Annotated in this window: 20 protein-coding genes and 1 pseudogene; 14 read left to right on the top strand and 7 right to left on the bottom strand. The window is 71.0% G+C overall.

The window, feature by feature from the left end; genetic code table 11:
- Positions 1–148 precede the first annotated feature (148 nt).
- Entirely contained in the window at positions 149–907 is a 759-nt protein-coding gene (locus ACQEVJ_RS31645) for a hypothetical protein (RefSeq protein WP_433107393.1), read from the top strand.
- Positions 908–956: 49 nt separating this feature from the next.
- Here the strand turns inward: ACQEVJ_RS31645 and ACQEVJ_RS31640 are convergent, their stop codons facing one another.
- Positions 957–2,147 (bottom strand): MalY/PatB family protein, encoded by a 1,191-nt coding sequence (locus ACQEVJ_RS31640; RefSeq protein ID WP_433107391.1) that lies wholly within the window; start codon positions 2,145–2,147, stop codon positions 957–959.
- 26 nt (positions 2,148–2,173) lie between these two features.
- Entirely contained in the window at positions 2,174–3,031 is an 858-nt protein-coding gene (locus ACQEVJ_RS31635) for an alpha/beta hydrolase (RefSeq protein ID WP_433107389.1), read from the bottom strand.
- Between the two features lie 69 nt (positions 3,032–3,100).
- Here ACQEVJ_RS31635 and ACQEVJ_RS31630 point away from each other — a divergent pair, with 69 nt between their 5' ends.
- From ACQEVJ_RS31630 to ACQEVJ_RS31605, 6 genes are all read left to right on the top strand, one after another.
- Entirely contained in the window at positions 3,101–3,802 is a 702-nt protein-coding gene (locus tag ACQEVJ_RS31630; protein ID WP_433107385.1) for a type 1 glutamine amidotransferase, read from the top strand.
- Between the two features lie 249 nt (positions 3,803–4,051).
- Entirely contained in the window at positions 4,052–7,069 is a 3,018-nt protein-coding gene (locus tag ACQEVJ_RS31625) for a bifunctional [glutamine synthetase] adenylyltransferase/[glutamine synthetase]-adenylyl-L-tyrosine phosphorylase (RefSeq protein ID WP_433107383.1), read from the top strand.
- Positions 7,070–7,204: 135 nt separating this feature from the next.
- Entirely contained in the window at positions 7,205–8,545 is a 1,341-nt protein-coding gene (locus ACQEVJ_RS31620; RefSeq protein ID WP_433107381.1) for a hypothetical protein, read from the top strand.
- Between the two features lie 51 nt (positions 8,546–8,596).
- On the top strand, positions 8,597–9,835 hold the full coding sequence (locus ACQEVJ_RS31615) for an MFS transporter (protein WP_433107379.1): 1,239 nt from the start codon (positions 8,597–8,599) through the stop codon (positions 9,833–9,835).
- On the top strand, positions 9,832–10,131 hold the full coding sequence (locus ACQEVJ_RS31610; RefSeq protein ID WP_433107377.1) for a nuclear transport factor 2 family protein: 300 nt from the start codon (positions 9,832–9,834) through the stop codon (positions 10,129–10,131). The genes ACQEVJ_RS31615 and ACQEVJ_RS31610 overlap by 4 nt, the downstream gene beginning before the upstream one ends.
- A gap of 204 nt (positions 10,132–10,335) precedes the next feature.
- A complete protein-coding gene (locus ACQEVJ_RS31605; protein ID WP_433107375.1) occupies positions 10,336–10,857 on the top strand; it encodes an N-acetyltransferase family protein in 522 nt (173 codons plus the stop codon).
- A 178-nt stretch (positions 10,858–11,035) separates the two neighbouring features.
- Here ACQEVJ_RS31605 and ACQEVJ_RS31600 read toward each other — a convergent pair whose 3' ends face one another.
- Both ACQEVJ_RS31600 and ACQEVJ_RS31595 read right to left on the bottom strand, forming a co-directional pair.
- On the bottom strand, positions 11,036–11,650 hold the full coding sequence (locus ACQEVJ_RS31600; protein WP_433107373.1) for a class I SAM-dependent methyltransferase: 615 nt from the start codon (positions 11,648–11,650) through the stop codon (positions 11,036–11,038).
- A gap of 4 nt (positions 11,651–11,654) precedes the next feature.
- Positions 11,655–12,527, bottom strand: a complete 873-nt coding sequence (locus ACQEVJ_RS31595) for a LysR family transcriptional regulator (protein WP_433107371.1) — start codon at positions 12,525–12,527, stop codon at positions 11,655–11,657.
- Positions 12,528–12,610: 83 nt separating this feature from the next.
- Here ACQEVJ_RS31595 and ACQEVJ_RS31590 point away from each other — a divergent pair, with 83 nt between their 5' ends.
- Both ACQEVJ_RS31590 and ACQEVJ_RS31585 read left to right on the top strand, forming a co-directional pair.
- On the top strand, positions 12,611–13,846 hold the full coding sequence (locus ACQEVJ_RS31590) for an MFS transporter (RefSeq protein WP_433107369.1): 1,236 nt from the start codon (positions 12,611–12,613) through the stop codon (positions 13,844–13,846).
- Complete coding sequence (locus ACQEVJ_RS31585) at positions 13,827–13,958, top strand: hypothetical protein (protein ID WP_433107367.1); 132 nt, start codon at positions 13,827–13,829, stop codon at positions 13,956–13,958. Before ACQEVJ_RS31590 ends, ACQEVJ_RS31585 begins: the two co-directional genes overlap by 20 nt.
- Positions 13,959–14,125: 167 nt before the next feature.
- Here ACQEVJ_RS31585 and ACQEVJ_RS31580 read toward each other — a convergent pair whose 3' ends face one another.
- Positions 14,126–14,704: a hypothetical protein gene (locus ACQEVJ_RS31580; protein ID WP_433107365.1), complete on the bottom strand. Its 579-nt coding sequence runs from the start codon at positions 14,702–14,704 to the stop codon at positions 14,126–14,128.
- 676 nt (positions 14,705–15,380) lie between these two features.
- Here ACQEVJ_RS31580 and ACQEVJ_RS31575 point away from each other — a divergent pair.
- Both ACQEVJ_RS31575 and ACQEVJ_RS31570 read left to right on the top strand, forming a co-directional pair.
- Positions 15,381–15,845 (top strand): hypothetical protein, encoded by a 465-nt coding sequence (locus ACQEVJ_RS31575; RefSeq protein ID WP_433107363.1) that lies wholly within the window; start codon positions 15,381–15,383, stop codon positions 15,843–15,845.
- Entirely contained in the window at positions 15,842–16,309 is a 468-nt protein-coding gene (locus ACQEVJ_RS31570; protein WP_433107362.1) for an SRPBCC family protein, read from the top strand. The genes ACQEVJ_RS31575 and ACQEVJ_RS31570 overlap by 4 nt, the downstream gene beginning before the upstream one ends.
- A 189-nt stretch (positions 16,310–16,498) precedes the next feature.
- Here the strand turns inward: ACQEVJ_RS31570 and ACQEVJ_RS31565 are convergent, their stop codons facing one another.
- Entirely contained in the window at positions 16,499–16,975 is a 477-nt protein-coding gene (locus ACQEVJ_RS31565) for a hypothetical protein (protein WP_433107360.1), read from the bottom strand.
- A gap of 239 nt (positions 16,976–17,214) precedes the next feature.
- Entirely contained in the window at positions 17,215–17,577 is a 363-nt protein-coding gene (locus tag ACQEVJ_RS31560) for an MmcQ/YjbR family DNA-binding protein (RefSeq protein WP_433107358.1), read from the bottom strand.
- Between the two features lie 333 nt (positions 17,578–17,910).
- On the opposite strand from ACQEVJ_RS31560, the pseudogene ACQEVJ_RS31555 reads away from it, so the two are divergent.
- The 3 genes and pseudogenes from ACQEVJ_RS31555 to ACQEVJ_RS31545 all read left to right on the top strand — a co-directional run bounded on the left by ACQEVJ_RS31555 (position 17,911) and on the right by ACQEVJ_RS31545 (position 21,093).
- Positions 17,911–18,326: pseudogene (locus ACQEVJ_RS31555) on the top strand (YciI family protein).
- Complete coding sequence (locus tag ACQEVJ_RS31550) at positions 18,326–19,552, top strand: RNA polymerase sigma factor (RefSeq protein ID WP_433107356.1); 1,227 nt, start codon at positions 18,326–18,328, stop codon at positions 19,550–19,552. The pseudogene ACQEVJ_RS31555 and the gene ACQEVJ_RS31550 overlap by 1 nt, the downstream one beginning before the upstream one ends.
- A gap of 788 nt (positions 19,553–20,340) precedes the next feature.
- Entirely contained in the window at positions 20,341–21,093 is a 753-nt protein-coding gene (locus tag ACQEVJ_RS31545; RefSeq protein WP_433107354.1) for a hypothetical protein, read from the top strand.
- The last annotated feature ends 629 nt before the right edge of the window (positions 21,094–21,722 follow it).

Genomic DNA, 21,722 nt, shown 5'->3' with positions numbered 1-21,722 from the left:
CGTCACCGCCGCGTTACAGTCTGCAAATCTTCCTGACACCCCCGTCCGTTTAGCTGGTCCCTACGCCGGAACAGTAAAATCGGTTCACTTGTTGCGACTTTTACGGGTGAGCCGTATCAAGACGTAATCCAGGGAGGGCGTGGGCCATATGACGGCGGCTGCGGGACTGCAGACCGTTCTGACCGTACCGAAGCGTTTCCGGGGACCCGAGGGCACCGCCAACGGCGGATGGATCGCGGGCACCCTCGCCGGCACGCTGACGGGGGGCGGTCACGACTCGCCTGTGGAGGTCACCCTTCGTAGACCGGTCCCGCTGGAGACCGCTCTGTCGGCCGAACACGTCGGCAACGCCGTCGTGCTCAGCCAGGGCGACGGCCACCTCGTCGAGGCGATCCCCGTCGCCGAGACGCTGACGCCGCCGCCGTTCGTGCGGTTCACCGACGCGGCCCGCGCGGAGGCGGGCTTCCCCGGCAGGAACGGCCACGCCATCGCGGGCTGCTTCGCCTGCGGGCTGCGCGAGCCGGGCGACGGGCTGCGGATCTTCCCCGGCCCGGTGGAGGACCCCGCGGACGGCGCCGAGCTCGTGGCCGCCGGCTGGCGGGTGCCGTTCAACGTGACCGACGAGCAGGGCGTGGTCCCCGACTCGATCGTCTGGGCGGCGCTGGACTGCGCCACCGGATGGGCGCACTACCGCAGCTTCCCGGATCGGCGGCCTATCCAGCCCCCGCTGCTCGGGCGGCTGACCGGGCAGGTGTTCCGCCGGGTCTACCCGATGGGCAGATACTCGGTCGTGGCCCGGGCCGAAGGCCGCGACGGCCGCAAGCTGTTCGGCACGAGCGCGGTCTACGAGGTGGACGGCACGCTCGTCGCCGCCGCCAAGGCGACCTGGATCCTGCCGCGCCAGTGACGCGCCCCCGGCCGGGCGGTCCGCGACCACCCGGCCGGTGGAGCTCCGCTCAGGACGAGCCGCCGGACAGGGCCGGTGTCAGGCGGCCGAGGATCTCGTCCAGGACGTCCGGGCTCGTGGCGAAGTTGAGCCGGGCGTACCCGCTCGTGTCCACCGGCGTGCCCTGCGAGAAGTCGGCGCCCTCGGACAGCCTGACCCGCGCCTCGCGCTCCAGGCGCTCGGCCGGCGCGCCGCCCTTGAGCGGGGTGCCGGTGAAGTCGAACCAGCTCAGGTAGGTGGCCTGCGGCGAGTGGTGGCCGAGATCCCACGGCAGGTCCGCCGCCCACCGCTCGATCGTCAGCCGGTTGCGCTCCAGCGTCCGCATCAGGCCGGCGTGCCAGTCCGCCGACTCCCGCCACGCCGCCACGGTGGCCGCGCGGCCCACTATGCCGGGGTCGCCGAAGTACTCCTGCGGCACGCGCGACAGCGCCTCCCACACGCCGTCGTGTCCGACGTGCGCGACGGCGCAGCGCAGCCCCGCGATGTTGAACGCCTTCGTCGCGGAGGTCGCGGTGATCGTCCGCGCCGCCGTTCCGGGTCCGAGCGAGGCGAACGGGACGTGGCGGTGCGGCGCGTAGGCGAGGTCGGCGTGGATCTCGTCCGCGACGACCGCCAGGTCTAGCTCCCGCGCCGCCTCGGCGAGCGCGGCCAGTTCCGCGCGGGTGAAGACCCGGCCGGTCGGGTTGTGCGGGTTGACGAGGACCAGCATGCGGCAGCCCTCCGCGCGCAGCCGGTCGGTCAGCCCCTCGGCCGCGAAGCCCCAGCCGTGTCCGGTGCGCGTCACGGGCAGCGGGACGATCCGGCGTCCCGCCCGGGCGATGCTCGCCAGGAACGGCGGATAGGACGGCACGTGGATCGCCACCCCGTCGCCCGGCCGGGTGGCGAGCTCGATCATCACCTGGAGGATCTGGATCACGTCGGCGAGCACCCGGGTGCGGCCCGGCCGGGGCGTCCAGCCGTGCCGCGCTGCCATCCGCTCCTCGAACGCCTCGGCCACCGGGTCCTCGCCCGGCCAGAACGGGTAGCCGAAGTCCTCCCGCTCGGCCAGGCGGATCACGGACTCCCGCACGGCCGGCGGCACCCCGAAGTCCATGTCGGCGACCCAGGCGCCGAGGACGCCGGACGCCAGCGAGCCCCACTTGAGGCCGGGTCCGGAGCGCAGGCGGTGGACGTCGATGTGGGCGAAGGGATCGCGGGTCATGGCGCTCCTCACGTGCGGGAGACGGGTCAGCCGGTGAGGCGGGCGGCCACGACCGCGGCGCAGCGGGGGTCGAACAGGATCGTGTAGTGGTTGCAGTCCGGCACGACCTCGTCGCGCAGGCCGGGCAGGACGGCGGCCCATCGCGCGGTGAGGTCGTCCGGGAGCATCCCGACGTCCTGGTTCAACAGCCCCCTCGGCGCGCGGATCAGGAGCGGCGCCGGTTCGATGGCCTTCAGCGCCGTCCCGATCGCCTCGTGCTCGGTGAGCAGCCAGCGGCCGTCCTGCCGTACGGCGTCCTCACGGGCGCGCGAGCGGACGGCGCCGTCCCGCCCGGTGGCGTCATAGCGGACGTACTCCTCGACGAGCGGGGACCAGTCGCGGGCGAGCGCGGGGTGCGCGCGGAAGAAGTCGAGGTAGGCGTCCACGTTCGGGAAGGTCCGGGAGAGCCGGGTGATGGCCGGGCCGAGCGTCTCCTCCAGCACCTCGTCGGGGTCGGCGCCGGGCGGCAGCGGCAGCGGCAGGCCGCCGTCCACGAGCACCACCCGGTCGTAGCGCCGGTGCGCGCCGTGCAGGGCCGCGACGTAGGCGCCCATCGAGTGCCCGGTGAGCACGCTCGTGCCGTCCGCGCCCACGTGCTCGGCGACCCGTTCCAGGTCCTCGGCGTGCCGGTCCAGACCGTACGGGCCGGGCAGATCGGCGCTGTGGCCGCGCCCGCGCAGGTCCACGGCGACCAGCGACCAGCCGGGCGGAAGCGCCTCGGCCACCGTCCGCCAGGCCATGAGAGAGGCGGTGATGCCGTGCGCCGCGATGATCAGGCGGGGACCGTCGCCGAACCGGGCGATCCGCAGCCGTCCGCCGGGGACGGCGACCTCATCGATGTTCATGGTTCGGACTGTACGGTACGACCCTCTCAAGTATCGCCTGTCCCGATATGTGTCTTTAAGCTCTCCCATATGGGTGAGCGTCTGATCGTCATCGAGCACGAGGCCGACGCCGGCCTGGGCTTCTTCGCCGGCTGGCTGGAGGCCGCCGGAGTCGAGGTCGAGGTCGTCCGGCCGTACAAGGGGGAGTCGGTGCCCGAACGCGCCGCCGGCGGGCTGCTGGTCCTCGGCGGCTCCGCGGCGGCCTGGGACGACGAGGGGTACGGCTGGCTGCCGGCCACCAGGGACCTGCTCGCCCGCGCCGTGGATGAGGGCGTGCCGACGCTCGGCATCTGCCTCGGCGCCCAGCTCATGACCATGGGCTGCGGCGGGACCGTCGAGCGCGGCGACGCGGGCCTGGAGATCGGCCTGGGGGAGATCGAGCCGCTGCCCGAGGCCGCCGCCGACCCGCTGCTGTCCGCGCTGCCGGCCGGCCCGGTCCGGGCGGTCCAGTACCACTACGACGCCATGACCGCCCTGCCCGAGGGCGCCGTACGGCTGGCCACCGGCGCGCGGTACGCCAACCAGGCGTACCGGCTCGGCGACCGGGCCTGGGCCGTGCAGTTCCACCCCGAGGCCACTCCCGCGATCTTCGCCTCCTGGACCGGCGGCGGGGAACTGCCGCCCGAGCGGGCCGGTGAGCTGAACGCGCAGGTCGAGGCGGCCGGGGACGAGCTGAAGCGCACCTGGAGGCCGCTGGCCGAGGCGTTCGCGACCCTGCTGGCCCGGCGCTGACATGGACGGAGGGGCGCGCGGGGAAAACCCGTGATGGGCCGATTACGCAGAGAAACCGCTAAGGACGCGCACAACGCGGAGGGTTAGCGTGTGCGCTGGGCCCGGCACGTGCCGGGCGCTGACATCCAAGGTCGGCTCCCCGGCAGCGGGCCGATCTCTGCGAGGAGGCTTCCGACCCATGTGTACGGTTACTGGGAAGGTTCGTCTCGGGGGGCCGACGTGATCGACGTCGGGGTGGAGGAAGGAACGGTGAACGCCGCGCCTCGGATACAGACGACGGCAGGGCGCCTCGCGGCGCTCGGATTCGCCGACGGCGCGCGGGCCGAACGGCTGCTCGACGAGCTGGGCCCCGAGGCGGTCGGCGACTTCGCGCTGCTCGACGACCTCGTCAGGGCCGCCGACCCGGATCTGGCGCTCACCACGCTGAGCCGCCTGGTCGAGCGGGACCCGAGCGTGCTCGGAGCGTTCCGCGCGGACCCGGACCTGCGCCGCAGGCTGCTCGGCGTGTTCGGGCTCAGCGCGGCGCTCGGCGAGCACGTCGTACGGCACCCGGAGTGCCTGCCGTCGATCCAGTGGACGCGGTGGCCCACGCTCGGCGAACTGCGTGAGGAGATGCTGCTCGCGGTCGGCGCCGACCCGGAAGCGGCCGAGCCCGTGGCCGGGGGCGTCACCGCGGGGGTCACGGCGCTGACCGCCGAGCCGGGCGCGGCCGGGCCGGCGATGGAGGCGCTGCGCGTCGCCTACCGGGGCCGCCTGCTGCACCTGGCCACGCGGGACGTGACCGGCGAGTGCACGCTCGCCGAGGCCGCCGCCGCGCTGGCCGACCTCGCCTCGGCCGCGCTGGAGGCAGCCCTCGCCGTCGCCAGGGCCGAGGTGGCCGACGCGGGCGACGTACGGCTGGCCGTCATCGGCATGGGCAAGTGCGGGGCCCGCGAGCTGAACTACATCTCCGACGTCGACGTCGTCTTCGTGGCCGAGCCGAAAGAGGGCGTGGACGAGACCAAGGCGCTGCAGATCGCCACGCGCCTCGCGCAGGGCATGATGCGGGCCTGCTCGGCGAGCACCCCCGAGGGGTCGCTGTGGGAGGTGGACGCCAACCTGCGCCCGGAGGGCAAGATGGGCCCGCTCGTGCGCAGCATGGAAAGCCACCTGGCCTACTACCGCCGGTGGGCCAAGACCTGGGAATTCCAGGCGCTGCTCAAGGCGCGCCCGGTCGCCGGCGACCTGGAGCTCGGCCAGGAGTACGTCGCCGCGGTCAACGAGCTGGTCTGGCAGGCCGCCGCCCGGCCCAAGTTCGTGGAGGACGTGCAGGCCATGCGCCGCCGGGTGGAGGCGCACGTGCCCGCGGGTGAGGCCGACCGGCAGATCAAGCTCGGGCCGGGCGGGCTGCGGGACATCGAGTTCGCCGTCCAGCTCCTCCAGCTCGTGCACGGCCGCTCCGACCCGCTGCTGCGCCGCCGGGCCACGCTGTCGGCCCTCGCCGCCCTCTCCAGGGGCGGCTACGTAGGGCGCGACGACGCCAAGGCGCTCGCCGAGGCCTACACCTTCCTGCGCCAGGTCGAGCACATGCTCCAGCTCCACCGGCTGCGCCGCACCCATGTGGTGCCGTCGGACACCGCCGACCTGCGGCGGCTCGGCCGGGGACTGGGCATGACGACCGACCCGGTGGGGGCGTTCACCACCATCTGGAAGCGGCACGCGCTGGAGGTGCGGCGGCTCCACGAGAAGCTGTTCTACCGCCCGCTGCTGCAGGCCGTCGCCCGGCTGCCGGAGACCGAGGCCCGTCTGTCCACGGCCGCGGCCACCGCGCGGCTGGAGGCGCTCGGCTACGCCGACCCCCAGGGCGCGCTGCGTCACATCGCCGCGCTCACCAGCGGCGTCTCCCGCCGGGCGGCCATCCAGCGGACGCTGCTGCCGGTCATGCTCGGCTGGTTCGCCGACGCCCCCGATCCCGACGCGGGCCTGCTCGGTTTCCGCCAGGTGAGCGACAAGCTCGGCACCACGCCGTGGTATCTGCGCCTGCTGCGCGACGAGACCGCCGTGGCCGAGCGCCTCGCCCACCTGCTCGGCACCAGCAAGTACGTCACCGGGCTGCTGCTGCACGCCCCCGAGGCCGTCGCGATGCTGGGCTCGCCCGCCGAGCTGGCCGTGCGGCCGGCCGCGACGCTCGCCGCCGAGGCCGCCGCCGCGGTGGGCCGCCACGCGGAGGACGCCGAGACCGCCGTCGCCGCCGTCCGGGCGCTGCGCCGCAGGGAACTGCTCCGCACGGCCTGCGCCGACCTGTCCGGGCTGATCGACATCGAGGAGGTCGGCCAGGCCCTCTCGTCGCTGAACGACGTGACGATCCAGGCGGCGCTGGACACGGCGATCAACAAGGTCACGCTGGAGCGGCGCGCCCCGTTCCCGACGCGGATGGCCGTGATCGCCATGGGCCGCCTGGGCGGCCTGGAGAGCTCCTACGCCAGCGACGCCGACGTCATGTTCGTGCACGCGCCGCTGCCGGGCGTGGCCGAGCGGGACGCGACCGACGCCGCCCACGCGGTGGCCGAGGAGACGCGCAGGCTGCTCACGCTGCCCGCCCCCGACCCGCCGTTGCAGATCGACGCGGGCCTGCGGCCCGAGGGACGGCAGGGGCCGCTCGTGCGCACGATCGCCTCCTACCGGGCCTACTACGACCGCTGGGCCTCGCACTGGGAGGCGCAGGCGCTGCTGCGGGCCCGGTTCTGCGCGGGCGACGCCGAACTCGGCCGCGAGTTCGTCGCGCTCGTCGACGCGCTGCGCTACCCGGCCGAGGGCATCTCCGCCGACGCCGTACGCGAGATTCGCAAGCTCAAGGCGCGCATGGAGGCCGAGCGGCTGCCGCGCGGGGCCGACCCGGCCCTGCACACCAAGCTCGGCAGGGGCGGGCTGAGCGACGTGGAGTGGGTGGCCCAGCTCATCCAGCTGCGGCACGCGGGAGCCGTACCGGCGCTGCGTACGACGCGCACCCTGGACGCGCTGCGCGCCGCGGCGGGGGAGGGCCTGCTCGACCCGGCCGACGAGGAGGTGCTCGCGCAGGCGTGGCTGTTCGCCTCGCGCATCCGCGACGCCCTCATGCTGGTGCGCGGCCGGGCGGCCGACAGCATTCCCACCCCGGTGAAGGAGCGCGTGCTGCTCGCGCGGGCGCTCGGCTACCCGCCCGAGGGCACCGAGGACTTCGTCGAGGACTACCGGCGCGCCGCCCGGCGGGCCAGGACCGTGGTGGAGCGCGTCTTCTACGAGGACTGAGTCCGATCGGGTCAAAGGGGCCAGGCCGGGGCCGAGGGGATTGCCGCCTCCGCGCGACGCTTGTTCCGTATGACGCATATGTATGCGGATCGGAGCGTTGCCATCGCAGCCCGTAACGTGTATCAACGGGTGCGGGTGATCTCTTTGATCTCGTATTACGCCGATCTGGCCATCGGGCTGATCCTGGCCTTCCTGCTGCTGTCGCTTGTCGTCAGCGGAATCAACGAGGGCATCGTCAGGCTGCTCGGAATCCGCAGCAAATTCCTGTGGGCCTACCTGCGCGACACCCTCGACGGAGCGGAGACGGCGGACGGGACCTCCCGGCTCGACCGGATCCTGGACGCGCTCAAGAGGTTCGGGCGCAGGGCGCGGACGCCGCTGACGCAGGCGGCGTCGCAGGAGGAGGGCCGCTCGCGCCTGCCGGCCAGCGTGCTGGGGGTGTTCGCGCGGCTGCCGTTCGGCCGGGACCCGCGGCCCGCGTTCAGCCGCCAGCCGCCGCCGGTGGCGAGCCCGCCGCTCGCCGCCGCCGCCGGCTCCGTGGCCGCCGAGCAGATGACGGCCGTGCAGACGACGGCTGTGCAGACGACGGCCGAGCAGGCGGCGGCCGGGGAGACCGCGGACCCCGCGCACCCCGCCGGGCAGGCCGACCCCGAGGAGACCGCCGTCCTCACGGTGGAACCGGCGGCGGACGGTGCGGGAGCCGGCGTACTGCCGCCCGGCCAGGGCAAGTCGATGGCCGAGCTGCTCCACGAACGGCTGCAGGAGATCGACCACGCCAAGCGCGGAAGGACGAGCATCGCCGACATCCCGCCCGCGCGCTTCGCCGTCGCCGTCATGGAGATCGCCACCGAGCACGGCGGCGTGGAGGCCCTCATGCGGGACCTCGACGCGCTCAAGAGTCCCTTCTCCCGGCCCCTCAAGGCCGTGTGGGACAGGGCGAGCCACGACCTCGAGGCGTTCCGGCACGGGGTCGAGGACTGGTTCGACGGCGAGATGGAGCGGCTCAGCCTGCTCTACCGCCGCTACGTCCGCTGGGTCCTCGTGGTGCTCGGCCTCGTCGTGACGCTGGCGTTCAGCATGGACTCCCTGGAGTACGGCAAGACGCTGCTGCGCGACAACGCCTACCGCAGCGCGGTGTCCGCGTTCGGCCAGTCGGGCCCGCAGGCGCTGGAACCGCTGCGCGAGCAGTGCGAGCCGGGCCAGGACCCCTACGCGTGCGTCACCGACGTGCTGAGCACCCCGGCGTTCGTGAAGATCTTCACGAACGCCCCGGTGAGCGTCACGATGGACGCGGCCGACGGCCCGGCGTGGGCCTGGCACGGCGGGGACTGGTGGCAGCGCCTCACGTCGCCGGGCCACTGGCCGGGGTTCCTCATCACGCTGATCGCCCTGTTGTTCGGCGCGCCGTTCTGGTGGGACATCCTGCGCCGCGTGAGCGGCCTGCGCACCCGGACCTCCGGCTCCACCCCATCCTGAGACGCGGTATCCGGTTGCGGGGGCCGGATCTTCGTGCGTACGGTCAGCCGGGTGCGTGGGCGAGGGCGGGCCGGGTCACTGTGGTGGCATCGGGACTTCATGCTGCTGTGGAGCGGCCACACGGTGAGCCTGTTCGGCTCGCAGATCAGCTGGATCGCCCTGCCGATGGTCGCGGTCGCCGGGCTGCACGCCACCACGTTCGAGGTGGCGGTGCTGGGGGCCATGAGCACGCTGCCGGCGCTGCTCGTCTCGCTGCCGGCCGGTGTGCTGGCCGACCGGCACCGCAGGCGGCTGCTCATGATCGCCTGCGACGCCGGATGCGCGCTGGCCATGGCGTCGGTGCCGATCGCCGCCGTTGCGGGCCGGGTCACGATGGCCCAGCTCTACGCGGTCACTCTGGTCGTCGGCGCGCTCGGCGTGGTCTTCGGCACCGCGGCCGGCAGCCTGACGCCGGTGCTGCTCGGCGGAGACCGGCTCACCGACGCCAACGCCAAGATGAACACCGCGCGCGGCCTGGCCGAGATGGCCGGGCCTAGCGTCGGAGGCTTCCTGGTGGGCCTGGTCGGCGCCGCCCGCGCGGTCGCCGCGGACGCCCTCTCGTACGCCGTGAGCGCCGCGGCCCTGGCGTCGATGCGCCTGCGGGAGCCGAAGCCCGAGCGCGCCCCGCACCGCGGGCGCTTCCTCGGCGAGATCGCCGAGGGGCTGCGGTTCGTGCTCGCCCAGCCGGTGCTGCGCGTGCTCGCCCTCTCCGGGGCGGTCAGCGCCGTGCTGCTGCGCGGGATCAGCTCGATGTGGCTGCTGTACGTCGTGCGGGAGCTGGGCTGGAGCGCCCGGGCGGCCGGGCTCGTCTACGGCCTGAGCCTCATCGGCGGGGTCGCCGGCAGCATGGTGGCCCGGCGGGTGACGGCGCGGCTCGGCATGGGCCGCGTGATCGTCCTGGGCGCCCTGCTGTCGGCCCCCTTCGAGCTGGTCACCCCCCTCGTGCCGCCCGGCCTGGCCGGCCAGTGGACGGTCGGGCTGGTCTTCACCTTCCTGACGGCCACCGGGATGGTCCAGATGACCGCGGCCCAGACCGCGCGTCAGCTGCTGTGCCCACCCGGGATGCTCGGCCGGATGAACGGCTTCACCCGCTTCATGCAGGCGGGCCTGCTGCCGCTCGGGCCGCTCCTGGCCGGCGCCCTGGGCACCTGGATCGGCCTGCGCCCCGCTCTGATCATCCTGGGCGGCGCGACCCTGCTGTGGCCGCTCCTGCTGTCCCTGTCACCCGTACGCACCTTGGACGTGAGATGAACATCGTGGACGACGACCGGTCGCGGTCTTCCCGGCGGCTCGCGACGCGCTATTTCGAGATGTGGAACACCGGCGACGCCTCGGCGGCCGAGGAGATCCTGAGCCCGGACTGGGTGGATCACGCGCATCCGGAGGTGGCCGGGCCGCAGGGTGTGCGGGAGGCGGTCGAGCGGGTCCGCGGCGCGCAGTCGGACCTGTGGTTCCGGATCGACGCCGTCCTCGGGGAGGGCGACCTGGTGGCCGTCGTGGGGAACGCCGGCCGCGGCCGGGACGTCGCGGACCCCAGGAACTTGTAGCGTCTGTCCGGCAGCGCGAGCAGGATCGCGCAGATGAGCTCAAGGGTGGCGACCACGAAGCGGGAGTAGGACGGATACCCCCAGCCGGCGAACTTGATCGAGTAGGCCGGGCCGAAGAAGGTCGGGCCCGGCCAGTGCCTGGCTCGCGCGTGGCAGTGAGATGTATAAAGAGTCGCACGCAGCCGAAAGCGGAGCGGAGCGTGCATGGTCATCAGACGCGCCGAACCGACGGACGCGGAGGCGATCGCCGCCGTCCACGTCCGGTCGTGGCAGGCCGCCTACCCGGGGCTCATGCCCCAGGCTCATCTCGACGGCCTCACTCCGGCCATGCGCCTGCCTGTCTGGAAGCGGCTGCTGGGGGAGTCCTCCCGACCGCGTACGGAGGTCCTCGTGGCGGAGGCGGACGGCTCCGTCGTCGGGTTCGCCGCGCTCGGCCCCGGGCGGGACGACGACGTCGACCCCGCCTCGGTGGCGGAGATCTCGGCGATCTACCTGATGCCCGAGGTATGGGGTGCCGGGGTCGGTGGGCGTCTCATGGCCGCCGCGCTGGACAGCCTCGCCACCGCTGGATACGAGCAGGCCACCCTCTGGGTCGTCGACGGGAACACCCGCGCGCGGCGGTTCTACGAGCGCGGCGGCTGGGGCCCCGACGGCGCCGTACAGCGGGACGAGTCGGACGGCTTCCCGCTGACCGAGGTCCGCTACCGCCGGGCTCTGCACCGTTGACCCATCGATTGGCGTGGTGAACGTACGCTAGGGCTTGGTCGTCAGAGCGAGGCGGACGGCTACCCCGATCAGCAGGGTTCCTGACACGTACTCCAGGTAACGGCGTACGGCGGGCCGCTTGAAGAGTCGCTCGGCTGCGCCGACCAGCCGGACAATCCCCAGACCGTTCGGTCAGCCTTCAGCGGCCGGGCTTCGTCCAGGTCAGGGAGTACCGGCGGAGCACGTGCCGGCGGTAGCGCACGCCGGGCAGCAGGCGGCGCGCGGCGGCCCGCACCTGCCCGTAGCTCATCCGGGGTTCGGCCACCGGCATCCCCTCGGGCTCCCGCGCGTGGCGCAGCACCTTCGTGATCCGTACGACGGGGGCGGCCGCGATCGTCGCCGCCCACTCCGCGGGGGACGCCTCGCGGGCCAGGCCGACCACCACCAGCGTGCCTCCGGGGCGCAGCGATTCGCGCATCCGGGTGAGGGCCGCCTCGAAGTCCATGTGGTGAATCGTGGACACCGAGCAGATGAAGTCGTACCCCTCGACGGGCAGGGCGGCGGTGAGGAAGTCGCCCTCGACGAAGGTGAGTTCCGGCTGACCGGCGGACAGCTCGCGGGCGCGCGTGATCATCTCCGGAGATCTGTCGACGCCGGTGACGCGCTTGGCCCGGCCGGTCAGCTTCCGCGCGAGCAGGCCGTCCCCGCAACCGACGTCCAGCGCGTCACCGCACCCTTCGGGGACGGCGCGGAGGATGCCCGGGTGCCGGGCTACGTTCGTGTTCCAGTACGGCTCCGAGTCGGCCTGGCGCATCGGATCATCGTAGGGCGGGCGTCACGACGAAGTCCCGGAAGCGGGTGGCGGGGGCGGCCGGGACGTGGTCCGTACGCCAGGTGAGGCCGATGGTGCGGCGGGCGGCCTCCGCCGCGATCCTGACCCCGATGGTGCCGGACTGGCCGGTGAAGGGCTCCGGGACGATGGCCACGCCAAGCCCGGCCGCGACCAGGCCCTCGATGGTGGCGAGGTCCTGGCTCTCGAAGGAGACCGCCGGGGACACCCCGGCGTCGCGCAGCAGCGCGTCGACCAGGGCGCGGTAGCCGAAGCCGACCGGAGTGGTGACGAGTTCCTCGTCCGCCAACTCCTGGAGTTCCACCTCCTCCCGGTCACGCAGCCGGTGGGTCGGCGGCACGACGAGCACCAGTCGCTCCTCCTGCAGGGGATGCCAGCCGAAGTCTCCGGGTGGGCGCGGGGAGGTGATCGCGAGGTCGGCGGCCCCGGTGCGCAGGTCCTGGACGATCTCGTGCGCGGGTTCCTGGCGCAGCAGGATCCGCATCCGGGGAGCGTGCTCGTGGAAGGAGCGCAACAGCCGCGGGACGAGAGAGGTGGCGATGGAGTCGAGGAAGGCCAGACGCACCACGCCGGTGTCCGGGTCGAGCAGGCTCCGGAGGTCGGCCAGCAGTTGCTCGTAGCGTGCCGTGAGGTCCCGCGCGGCCGCCACCACGATTCTCCCGTTGGGCGTCAGGTGGACGCCGTCCGGCGCGCGCTCGAACACCCGGGCGCCGAGCTCGGCCTCCACGCGGGCGAGGGCGCGCGAGAGCGTCGGCTGGCTGGTGCGGAGGATGGCGGCGGTGTCGGTCACGTGCTGGTGGTCGGCGAGGGTGACCAGCCAGGACAGGTCCCGGAGCAGCATGTGCGCCATCATACGCATCGCGTATCGAAACGGGCGGTTCATCGCATTGGACGCATAGCGGCAGGAAGCGCACAGTCATTCGAGTGACCGCTGTTCTTGAGACCGCTGCCGTGGAAGGACATCTGCCGGGGACCACCGGGTACCGGCGTGTCGTCGTCGCACTGTTCGCCGCCGGGGTGGCGACCTTCGCACTGCTGTACAGCACTCAGGCGATCCTGCCCGAGCTCGCCGCGCAGTTCGGGGTGTCCACCGCGGAGAGCACGCTGAGTGTCTCGCTCACCACGCTCGGGCTCGGCGTCGCACTGCTGGTGGCCGGACCCCTGTCCGACGTCGTCGGACGCACCCGGCTGATCCATCTGTCGCTGACGGCGTCCGCCGTCGTCGCGGCGGCGTGCGCGCTGGCGCCCGGCTGGACGGCGCTCATGGTCCTGCGGTCGCTCCAGGGAATCGCGCTGGCCGGGCTTCCCGCGGTGGCCACCGCCTACCTGCGCGAGGAGCTGCACCCGTCCACGCACGCCCGCGCCGCCGGTCTGTACGTCGGCGGCACGGCGCTGGGCGGGATGGCCGGTCGCCTCCTCACCGGCGCCGTCGCCCAGGCCGCCGGCTGGCGCTGGGCCCTGGCCGCGGCCGCCGTACTCGGCCTCCTGTGCGCCCTGACCGTACGCGTGCTGCTTCCGGCCTCCCGGCGTTTCACCCCGGCCCCGGCGGGCGTACGTGCCCTGCTCCGCGGGAGCCTTCGCGCGGTGTCGGACCGGGGACTGCTCGCGCTGTACGGCATCGGCGGCTGCTCGATGGGGGCTCTGGTCGCGGTGTTCAACACCCTGGGCTTCCGGCTCGCGGGCGCGCCGTTCCATCTCGGTCTGGGAGTCGCCGGCCTGATGTTCCTCGTCTATCCCATCGGCTCCGTCAGCTCCGCGGTGTTCGGCCGGCTGGCGGACGGCTACGGGCGCCGGACCGTGACGCCTCTGGGCTGTCTGCTGGCCGTCGTCGGCGCGCTGGTCACGCTGCCGTCCTCGCTGCCGGTCGTGGTTCTCGGACTCGCGCTCCTCACCGCGGGGTTCTTCGCCGTCCACGGAGTGGCCAGCGGATGGGTCCCGGCCCGGGCGTACGCGGGCGGGGTGTCCACGGGTCAGGCCGCGTCGCTCTACCTGTTCACCTACTACCTCGGCTCCTCCGTCTTCGGCAGCCTCGCGGGCCGCGCCTGGACGGACGCCGGATGGCCGGGCGTGGTCGCCCTCGCCGTGCTCCTGCTCGCCGCCACGGGCGCCCTCGCCCTCCTGCTGCGCAGGACTCCCGCCCTTGACAGAACAGCCCGGTGATCCCCGGCAGCGGCTCTCCGGCGCCGGGACGCGACCCTGGCGGCCCGGCGTCATCGACGAACTGCTCCGGACGCTCGATCTCACCGGCTTCAAGACCAGCCGGGGCCGGTGATCGGAGCACGAGCAGAACCGGTAGGAATCGCCATGCCGGTCATCGCATTGAAACACGGCGATGACCGGCATCGGAATGCTGGATGGCGGTGACTATGGCCGTTCGGTCCTGCACCGCGGTTGCGGCGGTTGCCGCATCGAGGGCCGGGCGTACGCCTCGGGCCGAGGCTACTCGGACTGGCCGCTAACGGCGACCATGCCGAGGAGGATGCGGTCACTGGTGCTGCCGAAGACCACCTTCAGCGCGAGCGACATCGAGCCGGTAGGCGTGAAGGCCGCCGGCACCGTGTAGCACGTCGGTCCGACCGCAGTCCGGTCCGTGCCGTCGTCGAGCCGAACCAGCGCCGAGTTCGGTGTGGTCATGTCGGTGACCCGGGTCTGGCTGATGTAGGTGCGGCCGACGACCGTGCTGATGATGGAGTAGCAGACCTGGACCTCGCTGACCGAGGTATTGTCCGACGGCAGTGAGAGCTGCGCCCATTGAAAATCGTTCTCAGTGGAAACGGAAGTGGGCGTCAGGACGACAGCGGTACTCGGACCAGAATACGGTCCAGCGGTGAACTTCGCCGTCGCCGGGCCGGACGGTCCGTTCGCGGTGGTGCCGATCGGGCTGTAGCGGGCATGCACTGCGACGGCCGCTGGCGCGGCACTGGAACCGAGCATCAGGAGGCCGGCGACCAGTGCTGCGATGGCAAGCACAGTGACGCTCGTCGACAACAGTGGGCGGTGCCTGAGGAAGTGGGGCATGGTCGACTCCCGTTCGACGTGTTCGATGTGGGTTATGCGGTGGCGGTTAAATCCGGGCATGATTTAATTCAGCGCAAGGTCGACGGTTTGATACTCGGAGTATCCGAGCTGGATAGGCGAGGTTTAGCCGAGCGATGACCGAACAGGGTTGAAAAGAGATTTAGATATCCGACAACAAGTTGACACGTACATTACGGCATCGTCAACCCCGAGTGTCCGGAAAGCTATGCACCCCTGATTTTGGTCAGCCATAAACGCATCATCCACTCGGATCCCTAATCGCGGCATCCGGCAAAAGTGCCGGCCCAACTATGCGAGTGCCTGTCGGAGTTGCACGATGAAACGCCACACCAAGCGGGGACCGCGTAGCGTATAGACCTTGGCGTGCAGGGCGTCAACGCTGACACCGTGCATCACCTTCGAAAGGCTGCAGCGTGTGTACGTCGCCTCTTGAGGACTCTGTCGTCGTCAAGGCCGCGACCGAAGGTTTTCGGTACTTTCTCGACTCAAAGAAGTGCGAGTGGAGCCGCGAAGAATGCGCAGGCCGAACTGGCCCGCCAACGTCAGCACGCACGCCTTCTGCTGTTTCCGCGTCTGGTGCGCTTCGCTGAGCATGTGCAGCATGTGAGGACAGGCCGGCGGCGGCCTCGGAAGAATCCGGAGTAGAGGACGCGACATGGCGATGTTTCTGGTGTGGGGAATGTCCCTCGCGGCGATCGTTTGGGCGCTCCTGCCACTGCCGAACCGGCTGGCAAAAATCACGATTCTGGGATTGCCGTTGCCGGCGATAACGGCGGTCGGCATTCACGCCATCAGTGACAGCGGTCCCGGAGTGATCATCGCGCTCTGCGGATCAGCAGGCGATGCGTGGGCGCTGCCGCGGCTGTACATTGTTACCATGGTAACAGTTGAACGCACTCAGACGGGCCTGCGGCTCGAGAAGAACGTGCTCAAGGTACTCAAGGGACTGGCGGAGTACCTGGACATCTCACTCGGTGACCTGGTGGAGGGCATCGCGCTGCACTCCTTCGACGGCAAGGTGCCTTTCACGCCCGAAACCCTGGCCAAGATCGAGCAACTCAAGGCCGTGTACGGCTTGGCGCTGACATCCGCCGACGCGCACCGGCTGACCGAGCGATGAGCGGCGCTCAGTACACACTCACCGGACGGCTGACGGTCGCGCTGCCGCCCGAGGCGGCGTTCACGCTGTTCACGCCGCGCGGCGAGGAGCTATGGGTGGCCGGGTGGCGGCCCCGTTTCCCGGTGAGGACCAGCGATGACTCCGCCCCCGGCACGGTCTTCGAGACCGGCGCGCACAACGAGCCGACCATCTGGGTAGTGGTCGCGCGCGAGCCTGGACGGAGCGTCTCGTACGCCAGGGTAACGCCCGGCTCCCGGGCCGGGACCGTCACCGTCGAGGTGGACGCGGATAGGCAGGGCGGCAGCACGGTACGGGTCACGTACGAACTGACCGCGCTCACGCCAGAGGGCGAGGGGCCTCTGCACGAGTTCGCCGAGAGCTATCGGGACTTCCTGCGGTCGTGGGAGGTGGACATCGCCCGCCATCTCGGGTCCCGGCCGCCGACCGCGGCCGCCCAGTCGTAAACGGGCGCATCGTCGGAACGAGGACCTCGGAGCTGTGTCGAAATGATCAGCACCCCCAGGCGTCACGATCAAAAGATTCATCACTGCGACCGACGCGCTGATCATCTCTGCACGTCTACTCGTACTCACCCCTGCACTTGAACCCGTACGCCGACACACGCTTGCTGCAGCGGAAGCGCGGCTGGAGTACTAGGCGGCCGTTCGCCGGAGCTGTGCGATAAAGCGCCGGACCATGCGGGGACTGCGCAGCATGTAGACCTCGGCGTGCGGAGCGGCCGCGTTGATCGCTTGCATCACCGCCGGGAGGCTGCGCCGTCGATAGGCCCAGACCCAGCGCCAGTAGTCGCCGCGTTCGCGGCCCCGGCGTATCGTCCGCCACGCGCATCGCAGGAAGGCGAAATCAAGCACGATGACGGTGTCGGCAGCCCGAAGGCGGATTCGCAGGCCGCTGTCGTAGAGACCGAGGTCACCATCGAGAATCCAGGCGTCACGCCGGACAAGCCGCCGTTGACATTCCGACCACCGGGTCGCGTCCATCGCGACCAGCCCAGACTGCCAGAACAGCGCATCCAGCTCGACCACGGGTAGACCGGTCGCCTCGCCGAGGCGTTCGGCCAGGACCGATTTCCCGGCGCCGCCGCGCCCTAGGATCACCACACGCCGCACGACTCCATCATGCCTGGAGCGTCTTCGCACTCAAGATCGCTGAGGAGTGGCCCGGGCGGACAGCCCGTCGCGATGGGGGAGGGCCGTACCTCGACGTCGAGGTGCAGCCGGTAGTCGCGTTCCGGGCGTTCCAGCACGCGATGTCGGGCCCCGCCTGAGGTCCTCAACCGTGGACATTGACGTGTCAGGTCTCGGCGGCCGGAACCCTGTCCCGCCGTCTCACGCGTCTTCTCGCGATCTCATGCCTGCTCATGCCGGTTGTACTCGGCCACCAGTCGCTTCGGCGCCTGCTGACGCCATGCCTCCTCCACGAGACTCCTGACGCGTTCCGCCGGAACTCTGCCGAGCTCGACCTGCAGCCCGAGGAAGCTCTTCCTCGCATCCGGGCGGCGTACGGCCTCGTAGGCGGACGGATCGGCTTGCGCGGCGTCGGCCGCCTGCTGCTCGGCGACGCAGAACACCGCCGTCGTCTCGTCGCTGCCCATGCCGAGGAAGGTCCGGCCCCGGACCTTGAAGACGGGAACGTGGAACCGGAAGTGATTGACCTCTTCGACCTCGGGCAGTGCCGTGGCCCAGCGCCGGATGTCGTCCGTAGTGGTCACAAAGGAACTATATTCACGTGCCCCGCGGCGACCGTCCCATCCGCCGATCCGCGCCCCCGTTCCCACAGCGCCTCCGCCGCGCGTCCCGAATGCTTTTCCCCCGATCTGTGTGAGCGTCGTCGCCTTCCGAAGATGCGACGATAAGCTTTCTGATCAGCAGGGCGTCCACGTCAGCCATCGCTCAGGGGCCACTCTGACGGGCGAAACGCGGGTCGGAGGGATCGGCTGCGTCGCGGCGAGAGATTTCTCCGGGGCCGTGTCGATCCGCGGGCCGCTCGTTCGACGTGTGGGTGCGAGGGCCGAGAGGCGGCCCCGCCGGACGAGGAGAACGCGATGCCGAAGTACCTGCTGATCATGCGGGGCACCGACGAGTCGAACGCGGCCATGATGGCCAACATCGACGAGATGATGGCCACGACCCGCCAGTTCATCGAGGAGATGGTCAAGGCCGGCGTTCTCCTCGCGGCGGAAGGGCTGGACGATCCGGGCCAGGGCGTCGTGGTCGACTTCAGCGGCGAGGCCCCGGTGGTCACGGACGGGCCGTACGGCGAGACCAAGGAACTGTTCGGGGGCTTCTTCCTGCTCGACGTCGCCTCGAAACAGGAGGCGGTCGAGTGGGCCAAGCGGGTCCCGGCGGCCCCCGGGTCCAAGATCGAGGTCCGGCGGGTGCCCGGGAGCGACGAGGTCCCGCAGGTCGACGAGTGATCACCAAGGACTGGGCCGGGCGCGAGAGCAACGGCCAGATCTGATGGGTACGGCCGATGTCGAGGCCGTCTGGCGGATCGAGTCGGCGCGGATCGTCGCCGCGCTGACCCGGTTCACCGGCGATTTCGAACTGGCCGAGGACGCGGCCCAGGAGGCGGTGGCCGAGGCGCTGGTGTCGTGGCCGCTCGCCTCTCCGGCGAATCCGGCCGGCTGGCTGATGGCCACGGCCCGGCGGCGGGCGATCGACGCGATCCGCCGCCGGACCGCCCTCCAGGACCGATACGCCCTGCTGGCGGCCGACTTGGCGGTCGACTCGGCGGTTGACGAAGAAATCGATCCCGACAAGATCGATGACGACGTGCTGGCGCTGATGTTCGTCAGCTGCCACCCGGTGCTCTCCCCCGAGGCCCGGGTGGCGCTGACCCTGCGCGTGGTCGGCGGCCTGTCCAGCGAGGAGATCGCCCGCGCGTTCCTCGTACCCGTGCCGACCGTGCAGGCCCGCATCACCCGGGGCAAGAAGACGATCGCGGCGGCCGGGGTGCCGTTCGAGCTGCCGCCGGCCGCCGAGCGCCGGGAGCGGCTGGGCGGCGTGCTCAGCGTCCTCTACGTGATCTTCACCGAGGGGTCGACGGCCACGTCGGGCGACCGGCTGCTGCGCCCCGACCTCGCGTACGAGGCGATCCGGCTGGCCCGCACGCTGGCCGCGCTGCAGCCGGACGAGCCGGAGGTGCACGGCCTGCTGGCGTTGTGCGAGCTGACGGCCGCGCGTTTCCCGGCCCGGACCGGCCCGGACGGTTCGCCGGTCCTGCTCGAGGACCAGGACCGGCGGCGGTGGGACTTCTCGGCGATTCGTCGTGGGCTGGCCGCGCTGGTCAAGGCATCGACTCGCGGCCTCGGCCCCTACGGCCTGCAGGCCGCGATCGCGGCCGCCCACGCGTCGGCGCCCTCGGTCGAGGCGACCGACTGGGACCGGATCGTGGTGCTCTACGAGGCGCTCGGCCGGGTCGCGCCCTCGCCGGTGGTCGAGCTCAACCGGGCCGTCGCCGTGGCCATGGCCTCGGGTCCGGCGCAGGCACTTGCCATCGTGGACGAGCTGATCGCCTTGGACCGGCTCCCCGGTTCGCATTTGGTTCCGACCGTACGCGGTGAGCTGCTGGCCCGGCTCGGCCGGCGACCGGAGGCGCGCGCCGAGCTGGAGCTGGCGGCCCGGCTGTGCGCCAACCAGCGCGAACGCTCGGTGCTGCTGCGCAAGGCGGCCGCGCTGGGCTGACTTCTCCAGCGCGGCCGGCCGGGATTCGAGCGCGGCCCGGATCCCGTCGATCGCGTCGGCCCGACGGCCAGGCGCAGCGGTGGCTCCGCCATGTCGGCGCCCGCGTCGATCGCGTCGGCCGGATCCCCGAACGCGAACGGCGGGAGCAGGTCCCTGGAAGCTTGAGCGCGCAATGCGGAAAGCCCGCGGCAAGGTGCAGGACCTTCCCACGGGCTTCCGATTCCACGACTTGCGGCACTACCTCACGTCGCTCCTGATTTCCTCGGGTGCTGACGTCAAGGTCGTTCAGGCTCGACGCGGTGCTCACCGCTCGGACGGAACCGAGGCAGAACCAGCCGGAAACCGCGCGATGAACATGCACGTCACCGCGCGGTCGCCGATCACACGTCGTAGATCTGATCCGTCCTGCTGGCTGACCTGCGGCGACTGCTCCGCACGCGCGTTGAGCTGCCCTTTCAGTGCTCGCCGGTTTTCATCGTTTCACGTTGCTTCTCGCGTTCATGTGCCCTGACTGTGCCCTGGAGCCTCCCGGTACCCGCCCGCGCCTGCTGGCGCATCCGCATGACCGCCTGCTTGCAAACGGGAGCCAGTCACGACGTAGAGGGCTCGTCGCCCTGTTCATTTGGTAGTTGAGGGTTGGTGACGGTTGGCTTTGTCAGGCAGGGTTGCTGTGTCTGGCTGCTGTACAGCGCTCCGGGTGTCGGCAGAAAACTATGCAGGGCGGCTCCTTCTTCTCTCCCAACAGGAACCAGTTGCGGCTGCGTTCGGGGGCGTGGTGGGGTGTCTGAGTGACCGACACGTCGGCGCAAGGGGAGTTCGCTGCCCTCCTCGCCCGCATCAGTGCTGACTCCACCATCATTGGCGCCGTCCTCAGCGGATCACAGGCACGGCAGGGCATGGCGACTCACCGTTCTGACTATGACATCTACTTGATCGCCGCCGATAGCAAGGCCGCAGGCGAGGAGCGCCGTGACTCCCGACTGGACGTCGCGGTCATGTCCCTGGAGGAATTCCGCACGCACGCGATGCAGGGGTCGGGCTGGGAGTGGAACAGGTACTCCTTCACGCACGCTCGCGTCCTGAAGGATCGCCCCGACGGTCTCATCAGTGAACTCGTCTCGCGCAAGGCAACGCTGTCCGTCCAAGAAGCCGAAGAGTTGGCCGCCAATGGTCTGGACACCTTCGTCAACGCCGCCTACCGCTGGCTGAAGAACCACCGCGACGAACGCGTCATTGAAGCCCGCCTGGACGCTGCAGAAAGCATTCCTCCCCTGCTGACCTTCATCTTCGCCCTCCAGCGCCGGGTCCGCCCTTATAACAAGTACCTCGCCTGGGAGCTGCGGAACCATCCCCTCGGCCCGGCTGTGTGGCGTCACGAGCGGCTGCTGCCACTGTTGGAAGCCGTCCTGTCGCACGCCGCCCCGCAGACTGCTCGCCAGATCTTCCTCAATGTGGAACCGCTCGCACGCACGGCCGGCCACGGCCCCGTACTGGACGCTTGGGGCGACGACCTCCACCTTCTGCGGCAAAGCCTCGATTGACCACGCCCCATTTCCATTGAGGCGTCTCATCGCTTCGCGCTCATGTCCCTCGCTCTGGGTTGCCCTCGCTTCCTTATCAGGCAACGCCAAACCCGTTCGAGCTGGTCCTAAACGCTCTCTATCTGCTGATGTCGTCCACGGCCATCTACCAGTGTCCGGGGTCGTCCGTCGGCGTTGTCACGCAGTTGGTCACGCAGGGCTTCCCCATCAGCGAAAGGGGCCCTCGCCGCTCGCGGTGATCGCGCGGACTATGAAGAGCAGGCACGCAACTATGAACATCATTACCGAGATGCGTATCCCGGACCTGCGCTCATCTGCAGAACGGTGCGGGAGGTTGGCCACGATGAACCAGATGAACGAGAAGCCCACGAGTGATACGGCGATCTGTAAAAGAGCCGAGGGAAGAAGTCGGAGCATGAGAGGAAATTAGCGCGCATCTGAAGACGCTTCGCTAGTATCAGGCGGGCCATCCTCGGATGCACCTGGTCTTTCGTCTGCCGTTGCCTCTCGTGCGGCCCCGCATGCTCGTACCCTGTCCTGATCTCTCGTCTGCCATCGTCCCACCGCGAAGCGGCAGCCGGGCTGCTGGGCTTGCCTGGGTCGATGGCGAGGGCGAGCGATCAGGACGC

It is taken from the genome of Microbispora sp. CA-102843 (assembly GCF_050936215.1).
In the GTDB taxonomy this organism is placed as follows: domain Bacteria; phylum Actinomycetota; class Actinomycetes; order Streptosporangiales; family Streptosporangiaceae; genus Microbispora.
The sequence above is the reverse complement of the archived record's forward strand: the minus strand, read 5'-3'. Positions and strand labels throughout refer to the sequence as shown.